16 protein-coding genes and 1 tRNA gene are annotated in these 16,190 nt (G+C 71.6%); 14 read left to right on the top strand and 3 right to left on the bottom strand.

Annotation, left to right across the window (positions count from 1 at the left end; all coding sequences use genetic code 11):
• Window positions 1–107 precede the first annotated feature (107 nt).
• On the bottom strand, window positions 108–632 hold the full coding sequence (locus tag AB0F81_RS11765) for a SigE family RNA polymerase sigma factor (RefSeq protein ID WP_360194848.1): 525 nt from the start codon (window positions 630–632) through the stop codon (window positions 108–110).
• A 64-nt stretch (window positions 633–696) separates the two neighbouring features.
• On the opposite strand from AB0F81_RS11765, the gene AB0F81_RS11760 reads away from it, so the two are divergent.
• The 13 genes from AB0F81_RS11760 (at window position 697) to AB0F81_RS11700 (ending at window position 13,829) form a co-directional block, all read left to right on the top strand.
• Window positions 697–1,443 (top strand): NADH-quinone oxidoreductase subunit C, encoded by a 747-nt coding sequence (locus tag AB0F81_RS11760; protein ID WP_360194845.1) that lies wholly within the window; start codon window positions 697–699, stop codon window positions 1,441–1,443.
• On the top strand, window positions 1,443–2,399 hold the full coding sequence (gene nuoH / locus AB0F81_RS11755) for an NADH-quinone oxidoreductase subunit NuoH (protein ID WP_360194843.1): 957 nt from the start codon (window positions 1,443–1,445) through the stop codon (window positions 2,397–2,399). Before AB0F81_RS11760 ends, nuoH begins: the two co-directional genes overlap by 1 nt.
• Window positions 2,400–2,455: 56 nt before the next feature.
• Window positions 2,456–3,106, top strand: a complete 651-nt coding sequence (locus tag AB0F81_RS11750; RefSeq protein WP_360194840.1) for a 4Fe-4S binding protein — start codon at window positions 2,456–2,458, stop codon at window positions 3,104–3,106.
• On the top strand, window positions 3,103–3,618 hold the full coding sequence (locus tag AB0F81_RS11745) for an NADH-quinone oxidoreductase subunit J (RefSeq protein ID WP_360194837.1): 516 nt from the start codon (window positions 3,103–3,105) through the stop codon (window positions 3,616–3,618). Before AB0F81_RS11750 ends, AB0F81_RS11745 begins: the two co-directional genes overlap by 4 nt.
• Window positions 3,618–3,944, top strand: coding sequence for an NADH-quinone oxidoreductase subunit NuoK (nuoK, locus tag AB0F81_RS11740; RefSeq protein ID WP_360194834.1), 327 nt, complete (start codon window positions 3,618–3,620; stop codon window positions 3,942–3,944). Before AB0F81_RS11745 ends, nuoK begins: the two co-directional genes overlap by 1 nt.
• Window positions 3,941–5,851: an NADH-quinone oxidoreductase subunit L gene (locus AB0F81_RS11735; RefSeq protein ID WP_360194831.1), complete on the top strand. Its 1,911-nt coding sequence runs from the start codon at window positions 3,941–3,943 to the stop codon at window positions 5,849–5,851. Before nuoK ends, AB0F81_RS11735 begins: the two co-directional genes overlap by 4 nt.
• A complete protein-coding gene (locus AB0F81_RS11730) occupies window positions 5,848–7,389 on the top strand; it encodes an NADH-quinone oxidoreductase subunit M (RefSeq protein WP_360194828.1) in 1,542 nt (513 codons plus the stop codon). Before AB0F81_RS11735 ends, AB0F81_RS11730 begins: the two co-directional genes overlap by 4 nt.
• Window positions 7,386–8,810 carry a proton-conducting transporter membrane subunit gene (locus AB0F81_RS11725; protein ID WP_360194825.1) on the top strand — a complete coding sequence of 475 codons (1,425 nt, stop codon included), beginning with the start codon at window positions 7,386–7,388 and terminating at the stop codon, window positions 8,808–8,810. Before AB0F81_RS11730 ends, AB0F81_RS11725 begins: the two co-directional genes overlap by 4 nt.
• A gap of 104 nt (window positions 8,811–8,914) precedes the next feature.
• Window positions 8,915–9,790 carry a zinc metalloprotease HtpX gene (htpX, locus tag AB0F81_RS11720; protein ID WP_360194822.1) on the top strand — a complete coding sequence of 292 codons (876 nt, stop codon included), beginning with the start codon at window positions 8,915–8,917 and terminating at the stop codon, window positions 9,788–9,790.
• A gap of 128 nt (window positions 9,791–9,918) precedes the next feature.
• The gene (locus tag AB0F81_RS11715; protein WP_360194819.1) at window positions 9,919–11,187 is read left to right on the top strand and encodes an MFS transporter; all 1,269 of its coding nucleotides are present in this window, start codon (window positions 9,919–9,921) and stop codon (window positions 11,185–11,187) included.
• Between the two features lie 81 nt (window positions 11,188–11,268).
• Window positions 11,269–12,282, top strand: coding sequence for an LLM class flavin-dependent oxidoreductase (locus AB0F81_RS11710; RefSeq protein ID WP_360194816.1), 1,014 nt, complete (start codon window positions 11,269–11,271; stop codon window positions 12,280–12,282).
• A gap of 39 nt (window positions 12,283–12,321) precedes the next feature.
• Entirely contained in the window at window positions 12,322–13,161 is an 840-nt protein-coding gene (locus AB0F81_RS11705; RefSeq protein ID WP_360194813.1) for a GNAT family N-acetyltransferase, read from the top strand.
• A complete protein-coding gene (locus tag AB0F81_RS11700; RefSeq protein ID WP_360194806.1) occupies window positions 13,161–13,829 on the top strand; it encodes an MOSC domain-containing protein in 669 nt (222 codons plus the stop codon). Before AB0F81_RS11705 ends, AB0F81_RS11700 begins: the two co-directional genes overlap by 1 nt.
• 45 nt (window positions 13,830–13,874) lie before the next feature.
• On the opposite strand, the gene AB0F81_RS11695 is transcribed toward AB0F81_RS11700, so the two are convergent.
• Complete coding sequence (locus tag AB0F81_RS11695; protein ID WP_360194803.1) at window positions 13,875–15,050, bottom strand: hypothetical protein; 1,176 nt, start codon at window positions 15,048–15,050, stop codon at window positions 13,875–13,877.
• A gap of 457 nt (window positions 15,051–15,507) precedes the next feature.
• Here AB0F81_RS11695 and AB0F81_RS11690 point away from each other — a divergent pair, with 457 nt between their 5' ends.
• Window positions 15,508–15,849 carry a hypothetical protein gene (locus tag AB0F81_RS11690; RefSeq protein WP_360194800.1) on the top strand — a complete coding sequence of 114 codons (342 nt, stop codon included), beginning with the start codon at window positions 15,508–15,510 and terminating at the stop codon, window positions 15,847–15,849.
• Between the two features lie 131 nt (window positions 15,850–15,980).
• Here AB0F81_RS11690 and AB0F81_RS11685 read toward each other — a convergent pair.
• A tRNA-Tyr gene (locus tag AB0F81_RS11685) sits at window positions 15,981–16,083 on the bottom strand.
• Window positions 16,084–16,190: the final 107 nt, after the last annotated feature.

Here is a 16,190-nt window from a genome sequence, read left to right as displayed (position 1 = left end):
GCGCCGGCGGCGGCGCACGGTGCGCCGGGCCGCCGCGGCGCCCGGCACCCGGATCTCGTGAGCGGCGGACTCGCGCAGGTCCGCGAGCAGTTCCTCCAGCTTGTCGGTCACAGCGAGCCTCCCAACTCCGCGGCCAGGGCGGTACGCCCACGCGACAACCAGGACCGGACCGTGCCCTCGGCGACCCGTTCCCGTTCGGCGATCTGGGCCACCGGCAGGTCGGCCAGGTAATGCAGCACGATGGCGCGGCGCTGCGCGGCCGGCAGCGTGCCGAGCGCCTTGAGCAGTGCCACCCGCTCCGGGCCGGGCCCGTCGGTGTGCGGCTCGGCCGGCCGCTGCCGGCGCAGGAAGTTCAGCGCGGTACGGGCCCGGCGCCACCGGCTGACGGCCAGGTTCCAGGCGACCCGGCGGATCCAGGCGAGCGGGTCGTCGTAACCGGCGATGCTGTTCCACCGGGCCAGCGCCCGGCAGAACGCCTCCTGCGCGACGTCCTGCGCCTCCTGCCGGTCCCCGAAGTACGCGTAGAGCTGCACGGCCAGGTCCGTGTAGTGGGCGGCGTACACCTCGTCGAAGGAGGGCGGCGGATCGTCACGGGCGATGATGGGTTTCTCCGGATCGGCGATGGCGGTCACGGGGACTACACGTCCGTGCCCGGCGGAACGTTGCGTACGAGCAACGGACCCTAGGATGACCACCATGACGCCCGAAGAGGTCGGTGACCGGCTGGTCGCCCTGCTGGCGACGGAAGACCCCGACACGGGCGCCGTCACCGCTGAGGTCTCCGGTGGCGGCCCGGGCCACGCCCGGGCCGTGGTCGACGTGCCGGTGGGCCGCTGGTGGTTCGCGGCCGAGGCGGCCCGCGACGCCGGTGCGCTGGGCTGCGACTTCTTCGACTGGCTCTCCGCCGTGGACGAACTCGACGGCGGGTTCGCGGTGGTCGCACACCTCTGGTCCACCCGCCGGCGGCACGGTCTGCTGCTGCGCACCCGGGTGCCGCGCACGGACCCGCTCGTGGAGTCCCTGGTGGACCTCTATCCGGGTGCCGCCTGGCACGAGCGGGAGACGCACGAGATGTTCGGCATCACCTTCTCGCGCCACCCCGACCTGCGCCCGCTGCTGCTGCCGCCGGAGTTCGAGGGCCATCCACTGCGCAAGGAGTTCGTGCTCGCCTCCCGGGTGGCCAAGCCGTGGCCCGGCGCGAAGGAGCCCGGCGAGTCGGAGGCCGGCACCGCCAAGCGCGCCCCGATGCGCCCGCCCGGCGTGCCCGACCCGAACGAGTGGGGTCCGCTCAAGGGCAAGGTGCCCCCGCCGGAGACCCCCGCCCGCCGGGAACGCCCGGCGCGCCCGGCTGGCGAGCGGCCGGCCCGCCCCGCGCGTGCCACTCCCGGCACGCCGGGCGACCCCAAAGCCGAGCCGCCCAAGACCGACGGGGAGACCGCCTGATGCCGCTCTGGCTGGATCTGCTGATCCGGGTCGCCGCCGTCATGGTCGGTTTCCTGGTGCTCCCGCTGGTCATCGGCCAGGCCGAGCACAAGGTGATGGCGCACATGCAGGGCCGGGTCGGCCCGATGTACGCGGGCGCCTTCCACGGCTGGGCGCAGCTGATCGCCGACGGGGTGAAGTTCGTCCAGAAGGAGGACATCACCCCGCGCGAAGCCGACCGGACGGTGTTCCGGCTGGCCCCGATCGTGGCGCTCTTCCCGTACCTCGTGGTGATCTTGACGATCCCGCTCGGGCCGAACCTGGTCGCTCAGCCCTTGGACATCGGGTTGTTCCTGGTCCTGGCCGTGCTGGGGATCGGCGTGGTGGCCGTGCTGATGTCCGCCTGGGCCTCGGCCAACAAGTACAGCCTGCTCGGCGGCGTCCGCGGCGCCGCCCAGCTGCTCGGTTACGAGCTGCCGCTGGTGCTGGCCGCGGCCAGCGTCGCGATGGCCGCCGGCACACTCAGCCTGCCCGGCATCGTCGAGGCCTGGCAGCCCTGGTGGCTGATCTGGCAGGCGCCGGCCGCGATCGTCTTCTTCATCGCCGGCCTCGCCGAGATCCGCCGCCCGCCGTTCGACATGCCGATCGCCGACTCCGAGCTGGTCTTCGGCTACATGACGGAGTACACGGGCCTGCGTTTCGCCTTCTTCCTGCTCGCCGAGTATGTCGGCATCGTGGTGATCGCCGCCCTGACCACGGTGCTGTTCCTCGGCGGCTGGCACGGCCCGTTCGAGGAGCAGCTGGGCTGGCTCTGGACCCTGCTGAAGATCTTCGCCCTGTCCTTCGTGATCATCTGGTTCCGGGTGAGCTACCCGCGGCTGCGCGAGGACCAGCTCCAGCGCCTCTGCTGGCTGATCCTGGTCCCGGTGGCCCTCGCCCAGCTGGTCCTCACCACCGCCGTGAAGGCCGCGCTCTAGAGCAGGCGGCGGGGCGAGGTCGCGCAGCGCGGCCCGACCGGGCAGGATATGCGCTTGTGAGTGAGAACGGCGACCGCATCGCGCCCGGCAAGGGCCTGCTCGACGGGCTCGCGGTCACCTTCAAGACGATGACCCGGCGCTCCACCACCCAGCAGTACCCGGATGTCGAGCCCGACCTCCCACCGCGCTCCCGCGGCGTGATCGCGCTGCTCGAGGAGAACTGCACGGTCTGCATGCTGTGCGCCCGTGAGTGCCCCGACTGGTGCATCTACATCGACTCGCACAAGGAGGAGGTCGTCGTCCCGGGCGCCGCGCGCCCCCGGCAGCGCAACGTGCTGGACCGGTTCGACATCGACTTCTCCCTCTGCATGTACTGCGGGATCTGCATCGAGGTCTGTCCCTTCGACGCGCTGCACTGGACGCCCGAGTTCGAATACGCGGAGACCGACGTCCTCTCGCTGCTGCACGACAAGGACCGGCTGGGCGACTGGATGCGCACGGTGCCTCCGCCGCCGGCGCACGACGTGCTCGGCGAGCCCGCCAAGGAGGAGGCCACGGCGGCACGCAAGGCCGCCGGCCCGGGCGCGGCCACAGCCGCGAAAACCGCAAGACCCGCAGCCGTACGACCGAAGCCCGCCCCCACGGAGCCGGAGAAGCCCGCCCCCACCGAGCCGGAGAAGCCCGCCCCCACGGAGCCGGAGCAGTGACCGTCGCGGACGTGCTGCTGCTCGCCCTCGGCGCGGTGGCGGTCGGCTCCGGGGCACTGGTCGTCACCAGCACGCACCTGGTCCGCTCCGGCCTCTACCTGGTGGTCAGCCTGGGCGCGATCGCCGGCCTCTACCTGGTGCTCGGCGCCGAGCTGGTGGCGTGGGTGCAGGTGCTGGTCTATGTCGGCGCGGTGGTGGTGCTGCTGCTCTTCGCGGTGATGCTGACCCGCGCCCCGATCGGCCCCTCCGCCGATCTGGACCGCCCGGCCCTCCCGGCGGCCGTGATCGGCGCCGGCGTCGGGGTCGGCCTGACCGCCCTCTTCGTCGACGCCTTCCGCTGGGTGCGCTACCCGAGCCCCGAGCCGGGCACCGCCGAACGGCTCGGCGAGCAGATCTTCGGCGCCTGGGTGCTGCCCTTCGAGGTGCTCTCCATCCTGCTGCTCTCCGCGCTGGTGGGTGCGATCGTCCTGTCCCGCCCCGACATCGGCGCACGGAAGGCGGAGGGCGCCTGATGCACGTCGTCATTCCGTACGTGGTGGGCGCGCTGCTGTTCGCCCTGGGCGTCTACGGCGTGCTGCGCCGGCGCAACGCGATCCTGGTGCTGATGGCGGTCGAGCTGATGCTCAACGCGGTCAACCTGATCCTGGTCACCGCCGACGTCTCGGTCCGGGCGCTGCTGCCCGGCACCGGTGGTGTCTTCACGCTGTTCGTGATCGTGCTGGCCGCCGCCGAGGTGGGCGTCGGGCTGGCGATCATCCTGCAGTACTACCGGATGCGCCGGGCCGTCGTGGTCGACGAGGTGCGGCTGGACGTCGACGAGGAGCGGGTGGCCGGGTGAGCGTCGACGTTCTCGGGCCGCTGCTTCCGCTCGTACCTCTGCTGGCGGGTCTGCTCGGTCTCCTGCTGCCGCCCGGTGACGGAAACGGCGCCCGCCGGCGGCTTGCCGCCGGCATCGGCGTCGGCGGTGCCGCACTGGCGCTGCTGTTCTCGCTGCGCCTGCTCTTCGCCGGCACCGAGCCGTTCCAGACCGGTGTCGACCTGGTCACCTTCGGCGACCTCACGGTGAGCTTCGGCGTCGCGATCGGCCCGGCCGTGGTCTATGTGGCGCTCGCGGTGAGCGTCGTCGCGCTGCTGGTGCAGATCTACTCGATCACCTACCTGCACGACGACCCGCGCTACGCGTCCTACGCCGCCCAGGTCAGCCTCTTCACCGGCGCGATGCTGCTGGTGGTGACCGCGAACGATCTGATCGTGATGCTGGTCGGCTGGGAGGTGATGGGCGCCTGCTCGTACCTGTTGATCGGCCACGACCGGCGGCTGCCGGAGGCGCCCGCCGCCGCGGTGAAGGCCTTCCTGGTCACCCGGGTGGGTGACGTCGGCTTCCTGCTCGGCATCGCGCTGCTGATCGTCGAGGCCGGTTCGCCCAGCCTCGAGACCGTGCTGCTGCACGACTACCCGGCCGGCACGCTGACCGCCGCGCTGCTGCTGCTCCTGGCCGGGGTGGCCGGCAAGAGCGCGCAGTTCCCGCTGCACACCTGGCTGCCGGACGCGATGGCCGGTCCCACCCCGATCTCGGCGCTGATCCACGCGGCGACCATGGTCGCGGCCGGCGTCTACGTGGTGTTCCGCACCTACCCGCTCTTCGAGCAGTCCCCGGTCGCGCTCGCCGTGCTCGGGGTGATGGCCGCGGTCACCATCCTGCTCGGCGCCCTGTCCGCGACCGCCCAGGACGACCTGAAACGGGTGCTGGCCTGGTCGACGGTCTCCCAGATCGGCTACATGACCGGCGCGCTGGCCGTGGGCTCGCCGGCCGCGGCGCTGTTCCACCTGCTCACCCATGCCGCGTTCAAGGCGCTGCTGTTCCTCGCCGCGGGCGCGGTGATCCACGCGGTGGGCACCAACCACCTGTCCCGGATGGGTGGCCTGCGCGTGCACATGCCGGTCACCTTCTGGTCGTTCGTGATCGGCCTGGGCGCGCTCGCCGGGCTGCCGCCGCTGGCCGGGTTCTGGTCCAAGGAGACCGTGCTGACCGCGGCCGCGCACGCCACCGAGGGCGGCGAGCCGGTTCCGGTCTGGGCCGGCTGGGTGGTCTGGCTGGCCGCCCTGTTCGCCGTCGGCATCACCGCGTGGTACGCGATGCGCCTGCTCCTGCGGACGTTCTTCGGGGTCTCCCGCGCGCACGGCCCGGACGGACCGGACTGGGAGATCGGCTTCGACGACGCCCGCTTCCAGCGCCCGCCCGCGCCGCACGACCCGCCGGCCGCGATGCTCGTGCCGCTGCTGGTGCTCTGCATCCCGTCGGCGCTGCTCGGGCTGGCCGCCTACGCGCCCGGCTTCCGGACCGCGCTGGAGCTCGAGGACCCGCACCTGGGCGTGGCTGTCGCGCTGCCGATGGTGCTGCTCGTCCTCGGCGCCGGCAGCGCGTGGTGGATCTGGTGGGCGGTTCCGGGCATCGATCCGGCGATGGCACTCGGCCGGGCCCGGCCGCTGCTGGCCGCCGGGTTCCGCCTCGACGACGTGCAGCACCGGCTCGTGGTGGTCCCGGTCCGCGCGCTGGCCCGGCTGGTCACCGCCGCGGACGTCCGGGTCGTCGACGGCGCCGTGATGGGCGCCGGGACGACCACCAGCCATCTCGGGCGGCTGCTCGCCGCCGGGCACCGGGTCGCGTTGCCGGTCGCCGCGGTCGCCGTCTGTGCCGGGGCGCTCCTGCTCGGCCTCGTCGCGTGGTGGGGAGCCGCAGCGTGACCTACACCTATACCTCCGTCGACGGCTGGTCGCTGCTGCTGGTCGCCCTGCTCCTGGTGCCGGCCGTGGGCGCGGGCGTGGTCGCTCTCCTGCCGGCCGGCCGCGACCGCGCGGGCCGGGTCGTCGCGACCGTCGCCGCCGCCGTGACCTTCCTGCTGACGCTGGTCATCCCGTTCACCCGCCCGACGGAGTACGGCTGGTTCGACTACGGCCCCGAGGCGCCCGCCGTCGTACCCTGGCTCGACCTGCACGTCGACTGGGTGCCGTCCCTCGGGCTCGCCTTCCACCTGGGTGTGGACGGGATCTCGTACCCGCTGGTGGTCCTGACCGGGCTGCTCACCCTGCTCTGCTGCGCGTACACGATCAAGAAGGTGCCGGACGGCGGTTCCGGCCGCGCCCTGGCCGCGCTGCTGCTGGTCCTGGAGGTCGGGGTGCTCGGCACCTTCCTCGCGCTGGACCTGATCCTCTTCTTCGTCTTCTTCGAGATCGTCCTACTGCCGATGTACGCGGTGATCGCCGGCTGGGGCGGCCCCGACCGGCGCGCCGCGGCCCGCAAGTTCGTCCTCTACACGCTGGCCGGCTCGGTGCTGCTGCTGCTCGGCGTGGTCACCGTCGTCGCCGAGGCGGGCACCGGCGACCTGGTCGAGCTCACCGCCGGCAACCTGCTCGGCCGGACCGTGCAGGCGATCGCGTTCACCCTGCTGCTGCTGGCGTTCGCGGTGAAGGCCCCGCTCTGGCCACTGCACACCTGGCTGCCCGACGCGCACACCGAGGCGCCGACGGTCGGGTCGGTGATCCTGGCCGGCGTGCTGCTGAAGATGGGCACCTACGGCCTGATCCGGGTCGGGATCGGGGTGGCGCCCGACGCGGCGGAGGCGGCCGGCCCGGTGCTCGGGCTCTTCGCCGTCCTGGCGATCCTCTTCGGCTCGCTGATCTGCCTGCGCCAGGTCGAGCTGAAACGCCTGATCGCCTACTCCAGCGTCGGCCACATGGGTTTCGTGCTGCTCGGCATCGCCACCTTCACCGAGATGGGCATCCAGGCGGCGCTGATCGGCAACATCGCGCACGGCCTGATCACCGGCCTGCTGTTCTTCCTGGTCGGCACGATCAAGGACCGGGCCGGCACCGGCTCGCTCAACCAGCTGAGCGGCCTGCGGGAGAGCGCGCCGCGGCTGGCCGGCCTGCTCGGGTTCGCCGCCATCGCCTCGCTCGGGCTGCCCGGTCTGGCCGGCTTCTGGGGTGAGGCGTTCGCCGTGGTCGCCGCGGTCCGGGCCGGCGGGGCGTACTGGCTGACCCTGGCGGCCGCCGCGGCCGTCGGCGGGGCGCTCACCGCGGCCTACTTCCTGCGCCTGCTCCGGCGGGTCACGCACGGCCCGGCCACCCCCGAGGTACGCGCGCTGCGCCCGGGCATCACCGGCGCCGAGTGGTTCGCCTGGGCGCCGCTGGTCCTGCTGACCCTCGCCGTCGGGGTGATGCCGCTGCTGGTGCTGGCGGACACCGCGGAACCCATCACCGGACTCCTGGTAGGCGCACCGTGAGCAGCCAGCTGATCGACCACTTCGCGCTGCTCCCGCTCTATCTGGCGGCCGGCACCGCGGTCCTCGCCCTGCTGACCGACCTGTTCGTCGCCCGGCGGGCCGCCGTGCTCGCGGTAACCGTGCTGGGCACGTTCGCCACCGCGGCCGGCGCGCTCAGCGTCGGCGCGGAGACCGGGACGTTCTGCACCCCGCACAACGTCTGCTCCTGGGTGCCGACCTGGCCGGCGGCGGTGGCGGCGGTCCTCTTCGCCGGCCTCACCGCCGGGGTGCTCGCGTTCTCGGCGCCCGCGCTGCGCCGCGGCATCGCCCCGGCCGGCGAGTTCTGTTTCCTGCTGGCCTGCTCGATGACCGGTGGCGTGGTGGTCGGCTACTCCGGCGACCTGATCACCCTGATCGTCGGCCTGGAGACGCTCACCCTCCCGCTGTACGTGCTGGTCGGCCTGCGCCGGTTCGCGCCCGGTGAGCCGGTCCGCACCGAGTCGGCCTCCGCCGCGGTCACGTTCTTCCTGATCAGCGTCGTCTCCACGGCGATCGCGCTGCTCGGCGCGGCGCTCACCTACGCGGCGACCGGCGCGGTGCACCTGGACCTGCTCGGTGCCCCGGCGCCTGCTGCCTTCGAGCCGCTCGCCGGTGTGGGCGCGGCCCTGCTGGTGATCGGGCTGGCGTTCAAGGTCGCCGCGGTGCCCCTGCACGCCTGGGCCCCGGCCACGTACGACGGCGCACCCGTACCGGTGGCCGCGTACCTCTCGACCGCCTCGAAGCTCGGTGGCGTCCTCGCGCTGGCCGCCGTGGTGTCCCGTCTGGACACCGCGGCCGTGGTGGCCGTCCTCGCCGTGCTGACCATGACCGTCGGCAACCTGGTGGCGCTGCGCCAGTCCCGCATGGTGCGCCTGCTCGCCTGGTCCTCGGTGGCCCAGGCCGGTTACATCCTGGCCGCGCTCGCTCTGGGCGCCGACGGTGTCGTGGCCGCTCTCGCCTACGCCGCCTTCTTCGTCGTCCTGGAACTCATCGCGTTCGGCGTGGTGGTCGCCCTGCGCCCGACCGGCGCGGACGGTGGCGAGATCGCCGACTACCGCGGTGCCGGCCGGCGCCATCCCTGGCTCGGTGCCGCGCTGGTGCTCGCCCTGGCCGGCCTGGCCGGTCTCCCGCCCGGCCTGGCCGGGCTCTTCGCCAAGCTGTCCGTGGTGGAGGCCCTGGTGCGGGAGAACTGGACCTGGCTGGCCGGGGTGGTCCTGCTCAACGCGGTGATCGCCCTCGCCTACTACGTCCGGGTCGGCGCCGCGTTCTACGTCGTGCCGGTGCCGGCCGGTCCGGCGCCGCGGTCGGTGGCGAGGCCGGTGGCGCTCGCGCTGATCGGTGCCGTGGCGGTGGCTGTGCTGCTCGGTTTCGCCCCTCAGCTGCTGTTCAGCGGCCTCAGCTAGATCGACCGGGTTCAGCGAACTCACAGCGCGTTCCCGGATGAACACGCAGGTGATCGACGTTCCTTGGGATGCGGGCCACGAGCCCGTAAGCCGAAGGAGTGAATGTGCACAGCCATCACAACGGCATCAAGACCGCCGCTCTGCTGGGTCTGCTCACCGGCCTCATCCTGGCCGTGGGTTACTGGCTGGGTGGCAGCGGCGGCCTGGTCCTCGCCGTGGTCATCTCGCTGGCGACGAACGCCGTCAGTTACTTCTTCTCCGACAAGCTCGCGCTGCGGTCGATGGGCGCCCGGCCGGTCAGCGAGGCGGAGTTCCCCGAGCTCTACCAGATCGTCCGTGAGCTGGCGACCGACGCCGGGCAGCCGATGCCGCGGCTCTACGTCTCCCCGTCGATGCAGCCCAACGCCTTCGCCACCGGGCGCAACCCGCGGCACGCCGCGGTCGCGGTGACCGTCGGCATCACCCGCATCCTCAACCTGCGTGAGCTGCGCGGCGTGATCGGCCACGAGCTGTCCCACGTCTACAACCGCGACATCCTGATCTCCAGCGTCGCCGCCGGGCTGGCCGGGATCGTCACGCTCTTCGCCCAGCTGGCGATCTTTCTGCCGTTCGGCGGGTCGGACGACGAGGACAGCCCGAACCCGGCCGCCGCCCTGCTGATGCTGATCCTCGGCCCGCTGGCCGCCTCGATCATCCAGCTGGCGATCAGCCGGAACCGGGAGTTCCAGGCGGACGCCTCCGGCGCCACTCTCACCCGGGACCCGCTGGCGCTGGCCAGCGCCCTCGAAAAGATCCATTACGGTACGCAGCGCGCACCGTTGCCGGCCGACGGGCAGTTGACCAGCACCGCCCACCTAATGATCGCCAACCCGTTCCGCGGCGGCGGGCTCTCCGCGCTCTTCTCGACGCACCCGCCGATGGGCGAGCGGATCCGCCGCCTGCACCAGCAGGCCTCGCTGACCGCCCCGCGCCTGGGCTGACCCTTTCTCGCCGGTGTCATGTGGTGAGCCGCATGACACCGGCTCCTATTTCCGTCGTGTTAACCGACCGCCGGCGTTAGTGTCGAAACTCGTTTCACTCGTTACCGCTCGCCCCGGAGGTTGGTCCCGTGACCGCATTGCGTCAGTACCTTGGCGTGTGGCAGATGCCGGGCGGCCGGGTCCTCCTCGTGGTCGGGATCCTGGCCCGCCTCGGCATCGGCATGACCCCGCTCGCCCTGCTCCTGCTCGTCGAGCAGACCACCGGCCGATACGCGGCCGCCGGCCTCGCCGGTGGTGTCTACGCGCTCGCCGGCGCGGCGGTGAGCCCGATCGCCGGCCGTCTCGCCGACCGGATCGGTGCGGCGCCCATCCTGCTCGCCACGGCCGTGCTGCACCCGCTGGCGCTCGGCGCCCTGCTGCTGGCCAGCCGGGGCGGAGTGGACGCACTGGAGTGGATCTTCGTGGCCACGGCGGTGGCCGGCGCGACGTACCCTCCGCTCACCGCCGCGATCCGCCGTGCCTGGACCGACATGACCTCGGTCAGCAGCGGGCGGCACGACCTGCGCCCGGCCGCGCTGGCCGCCGAGACCTCCCTGTTCGAGCTGGTCTTCGTGCTCGGCCCGATGCTCGTCTCGGCGTTCCTGGTGATCACCGGCAACCCCGGTTCGGCGCTGATCAGCGCGGCGGTCGCCACCCTGGCCGGCACCGCCTGGATCGCCCGCCTCCCGGTGATGCGCCGCCACGGTGGGCACTCGGCCGAGCACGCGGCCAAGGGGCTCGGCCCGCTGCGGGTGAGCGGCTTCCCGGCCCTGCTGGTGTGCGTCGCCGCCCTCGGCGTCGCGTTCGGCGCGGCCGGCGTGATCGTCCCGGCGTATGCGTCGCAGCACGGCGAAGGCGAGGCGCTCGGCGGCATCCTGCTCGGTGTCTGGGGTGTGGGCAGCGCGATCGGCGGTATCTGGTTCGGCACGCGGCGGCCCACGATGGCCCTGACCCGGCAGTTCGCCTGGCTGCTCGCCGCGGTCTCGGTGAGCTTCCTGGTGCCCGCGTTCATGGCCAGCCCGCTGCACCTCGGCCTGGCGCTGGTTCTCGGCGGGGCCACCATCGCACCCGCGTTGACCGTGGAGAACAGCCTCGTCGGCCGGATCGCCCCGGCGGGCATGCTGAACGAGGCGTACACCTGGATGGTCACCGTCTCGGTCTCCGGCAGCGCCGCCGGCGGCGCGGTGGCCGGCCTGATCGTGGACCAGCCCGGCGGCGTGCCGTGGGCGTTCGCCTTCGCCTCCGCGGTGCTCCTGGTCGCGGCCGCGGTCGCCGCCATCCCGAACGGATCGATGGCTCGGGCCGACCGGCACGCCGCCGAGCGCCTCGACCTCGCCCTCGCCGCCGACCCGGTGTGACAGCTGCCACACCGGTCAGGCGGCATCGGTAGCGGCGACCCGGACTTGTACCGAATGCAGCCTCCAGAACGGATTCTCCGCATGACCGCTCCGAACCGCGTCCCGCTCTCCGTCCTCGACCTGGCCACCGTCCGCGAGGGCCACGGCAGCGCCGACGCGCTGCGCGGCACGATCGAGATCGCGAGAACCGCCGACGAACTGGGGTACTCGCGGTTCTGGGTCGCCGAGCACCACAACATGCCGGCTGTCGCGTCGACGTCGCCGCCCGTCCTGATCGGCGCCGTCGCCGCGAACACCCGCCGGATCCGGGTCGGTTCCGGCGGCGTGATGCTCCCGAACCACATGCCGTTCGTGGTCGCCGAGCAGTTCGCCCTGCTGGAAGCCCTCTACCCGGAGCGGATCGACCTCGGCATCGGCCGGGCGCCCGGCACCGACCAGGCGACCGCGGCGGCGTTGCGGGGCGTCTCGCCGTACCTGACGGTCGAGCAGTTCCCGGACCACCTGCAGACCGTGATGGGCCTGCTCGGCGACGACCGGATGCCGGACCAGCCCCGCCTGCGGGCGACCCCGGTGCAGGAGACCCACCCGGAGATCTGGATCCTCGGCTCGTCCACCTACGGGGCCCAGCTCGCGGCCGCCCTGGGCCTGCCGTTCTGCTACGCGTACCACTTCGCGATGAGCTCCGACGTCGACGGCGCGCTGCGGCTCTACCGGGACGGCTTCCAGCCCTCGCCGCGCTACCCCCGGCCCTGGGCCATGGTCTCCGCCTCGGTGATCGCCGCGGAGACCACCGAGGAGGCGCAGTACCTGGCCGGCCCCAGCCGGATCATGGCGCTGAGCCTGCGGACCGGCCGGCTCGGCCCGATGGTCTCGCCGGAGACCGCCGCCCGCAGCGAACTCTCCGACCTGGACCGCGCGATGCTCGAAAGCCTGCCCGGCACCCAGTACGCGGGAACTGCCGAGGAGGTCGTCGCCGGCCTCGACGCCCTGGTCGAACGCACCCGCGCCGACGAGCTGATCCTGGCCGGCGCGGTCTACGACCCGCAGACCCGCCAGGACAGCCTGGCCCGGATCGCCAAGGCCTGGGGCCTTTAATCGAATGCGGCCATTGCCGCCGGCCGCGAGGATGAGGCGATGGCCTGGCAATTGACCACCGAGGTGGAGCGGTTCACCGACGTCGCGGGCGACTTCCTGCGATCGGAACCGGTCCGGCACACCACGTTTCTCACGGTCCTCGATGGGTTGCGGCGGCATGGCCCGCATGCGTACGGGGTGCAGGACCCGACCCTCGGATGGTGGAGCACCTCGGCCGGCGAGGTCGGGGGAGTGCTGTTGTGCACCCCGCCGTATCCGGTGATGCTGAGCGCGGTGCCGCCCGCCGCTGTCCCCGCCGCGGTCGAAGCGCTCGCCGGCCACCCGCTGACCGGGGCGAATCTGCTGGCCGCCGACGTCGACACCTTCGTGGCCGGCTGGCAGTCGCAGACCGGCGCCACGGCGGTCCCCGGCATGCGCACCCGACTTTTCGAGCTGGACCGGCTGATCCCGCCCGCCCCCATGCCGCCCGGTTCCCCGCGGGTCGCCTCAACCGCCGACCGCCCGCTGCTGATCGACTGGTTCCGTGCCTTCCACGCCGACATCGGTGAGGATCTGCCGGCTGCTGAGCAGCACGTCGACGACCGCCTGTCCTTCGGCGGAGTCACCCTCTGGGAGGAAAACGGCTCGCCCGTCGCGATGGCGGTCCGCACCCGCACACAGGCCGCGATGGCCCGGATCCAATCCGTCTACACGCCCGCCACCCACCGCAGGCGTGGCTTCGGCGGCGCCGCGACCACCGTCGCCACCCAGGCGGCCCTCGACGACGGCGCCGCCCACGTCGTGCTCTTCACCGACTTGGCGAACCCGACCAGCAACGCCCTCTACCAGCGGCTGGGTTACCGGCCGATCGAAGACCGAGCGGTGGTGAAATTTCCGTAATGATCAGCGGAATCGTCCTGTCCCTCAACGTTGGCGCAGCCGAGCACAACCCGGCCAAGCCGGTCGGTAAGACCGGCATCGGCAAGCAGCCGGTCGACCATCCCGTCACCGTGCGCCCGCCCGGCCCGAAAACCACCGGCCTGCACTCCGGCGTGGTCGGCGACTACATCGGCGACGTCAAGCACCACGGCGGCGACGACCAGGCGGTGTACGCGTACGCCACCGAGGACTACGCCTGGTGGGCCGCCGAGCTGGGCCGCGACCTGCCACCCGGCCTGTTCGGCGAAAACCTGACCACCGAGGGCCTGGACCTGCTCAACGCCGTGATCGGCGAACGCTGGCAGGTCGGCGAAACCGTCATCCTGCAGCCCACCTTCGGCCGCATCCCGTGCTCCACCTTCCAGCACCGGATGGGCGAGCCCCGCTGGATCAAACGCTTCACCCAGGCCAACCGCACCGGCGTCTACCTGCGCATCCTGACCCCCGGCGACATCCACCCCGGCGCCCGCATCCGGGTGACCGACCGCCCGTCCCACGGCTTGACGGTCGCCGAGGCCTTCGACATCTACATGCACAACCCCGGCCGCCTGGCCCGCCTCCTGGACGCCGACGAACTCCCCGCCGGCATGCACGCCGAAATCGAGAAGCGCCTGGCCCCGGCGCGCTGACCCGCGCCGTTCACCTGCCCTCTGGTGCCGGCGCGCCGCCGAGTCCTACCGGCGGCGCGTCGCCAGGAAGATCACGGCGAGGCCCAGGAGGCCGAACGCCAGGGCCACGACAGCGGTTCGCAGCAGGTCGGACTCGTCAAGCCCCTGCACGAGACTGGCGAGGCCGGTAACGATGCCGAGGGCGACGGCAATCTGGTTGCGCATATCGGTGCGTTCCGGCGCTGGCCCCGCTTCCGGCGCTGGCCCTGCTTCCGGCGCTGGTGCCGCTTCCGGCGCTGGTGCCGCTTCCGGCACTAGCGCGGCTTTGGGCGCTGGCGCGGCTTTGGGCGCTGGTGCCGCTTCGGGCGCTGGTGCCGCTTCGGGCGCGTCCGTAGCCGGCCTTTCGTCGCCGTGCTGCTTTTCGGATGGCCGCAAATTTCCCAGGACACGATGGCAAATGGCCACGCCGACAGTGATCACCGAGGACAAGAGCAGGTAGATCCCGACGACCGCAACAGCATTGTCCGCCAAGGTCGATTGCTCGGTGTTTGCCGGGCTGGCAAAATTCGCCAGGACAACCAGCGCCATGATGAGTCCGGCGGCAAGATGAGCCCAGTAAACGGCGCGACGCGAGCGACACCGCAACAGGTATCCCTCCGCGAGAGCACCAGGCAGGCGCAGCATCACCGCAACCAATAAGCCGCCGAGGACGCCGTAGGCGAAGGACCGGTTCTCCTGCTCCGCGTAACTGGGCGCAATGATCAACGAAGTGGCGATCACCAGGATGGCGTTCAGCCGGAACGAGTAGCCCCACTCGAGAAGCGACCGCACGGTGAACGGCCTGGTCTCTGCCCTTCCATTCCCTTTCCGGCGAAGCCCGCGCCACAGCACTGCCGGAGCTGCCAGCCCGAGGCATATGAGGGACGCCAAGAAGTAGGTGCCGACCGCCACCGAAATGCCGCCCTCCAGAACCGCTGAATCGGAGCCGGAGCTATTCGTGGTCGACGACTCCGCCGTCCAGGCAACGGAGACCGCAAAATAGAGCGAAACGAGATGGGTGATCAGCATGGCGCGGACCGCTCCCCGGCTGACCATGTACCACTCCAGGAAAGCCGCCGGAGTCCGCAGAAGCACCGCGGCGCAGCCTATGCCCATCGCGTAGTTGACGGCCGGGCGGATGCCGTCGGCAAGAGCGGAAATCCCGGAAATCGCAGCCGCCGAGATGATGATGGCAAGGTTCAAGAGGATCGCAGCTTCGACCCTGCGGCGCCGCTGCGGGACAGAGTCGCCGGCCGAGCTCTGCCAGGAACGCCCCACTCCTGTACTCATAGTGAAATTCTGGCCTATATGCCGGTTATATGCTGCCGTTGATTCTTTGGTGTCACGTACCCCGTAGGAGTACGCCGGCATAAGGAGAAATGCCTCGGCGGCAAACAACTCAGCGCGGCTCAGCATCCCTGCCCTCCACCTGCTCGCGGATGCGGGCGGCGTCCGTTGTCCGCCCACCCTGGCTGTCGCTGAGTGCTCGTTCGGCCGCCCGAAGGCGACACTCAGGGCCAGCCCGCTGAAGCGGCTGTCCTCCAGCGCTCGTTCTAGCGGACGCAGACAGCACTGGTGCTCAGCCGAACATGATCAAGCAGGCCGGCGGCGGCCCCGTCGGCCCGGGCGACACGTTGAACACCGTGGATAGCTTGTTCTCGTGACAGAAGAGGATCGAGCCCGTCTGCGCGCCACCCCGGCGTACCGTCGCGCGGTCTGGGCCCTGCGAATGATCTCACTGTCCGTGCTACTTGGGCTCCTCCTCTTCCTACTGGCCCTTCTGGGCTTCCCCGAAGCAGTAGCGGCGCCGATGTTCGCGGTGGCCTTTCTCGCCATGACCGCAGGCGTAGCGCTCTTGTGGACTTCCGCACTGCCATTGGAGAAGGCCAAGCGCGCAATCCTGCCGAAGCCTCAGCCGGACCCCCTCGGCGCAGCGGCATCCATCAACGGGATGCTGATGCGAGACGTCGTCCAGCGGCGCAGCCACCCCACCGACAGGTAGCGGACAAGCCGTGCCCACAGCACCCGTGCCTTGTCTCTATGGAGTGACGTGCCGCCCCACGGCAAGGCGCAGAAACCAAGAACGACCCCGGTCAGCGTTTCCGCTGGCACCGGGGCCGTTCTGTTTGCCTGTGGCGGGTAGAGGATTCGAACCTCTGTAGCTTTCGCGACGGATTTACAGTCCGCCGAACGCCTGGCCTCGACCAGGGAGAACACTTCCTGCGCACGTCTCGCCGACAGGGATGCGACAGGCCCCCTGGGTATGGCGGCACAGGACGGCAGGCGAGGAAGCGCCGCTTCTGAGGTGGCCGCCCGTGGCTTGCGTGAGCGTGCCGTCTCGCC

Source organism: Actinoplanes sp. NPDC024001 (assembly GCF_040638955.1).
Taxonomy (GTDB): Bacteria; Actinomycetota; Actinomycetes; order Mycobacteriales; family Micromonosporaceae; genus Actinoplanes.
The sequence above is the reverse complement of the archived record's forward strand: the minus strand, read 5'-3'. Positions and strand labels throughout refer to the sequence as shown.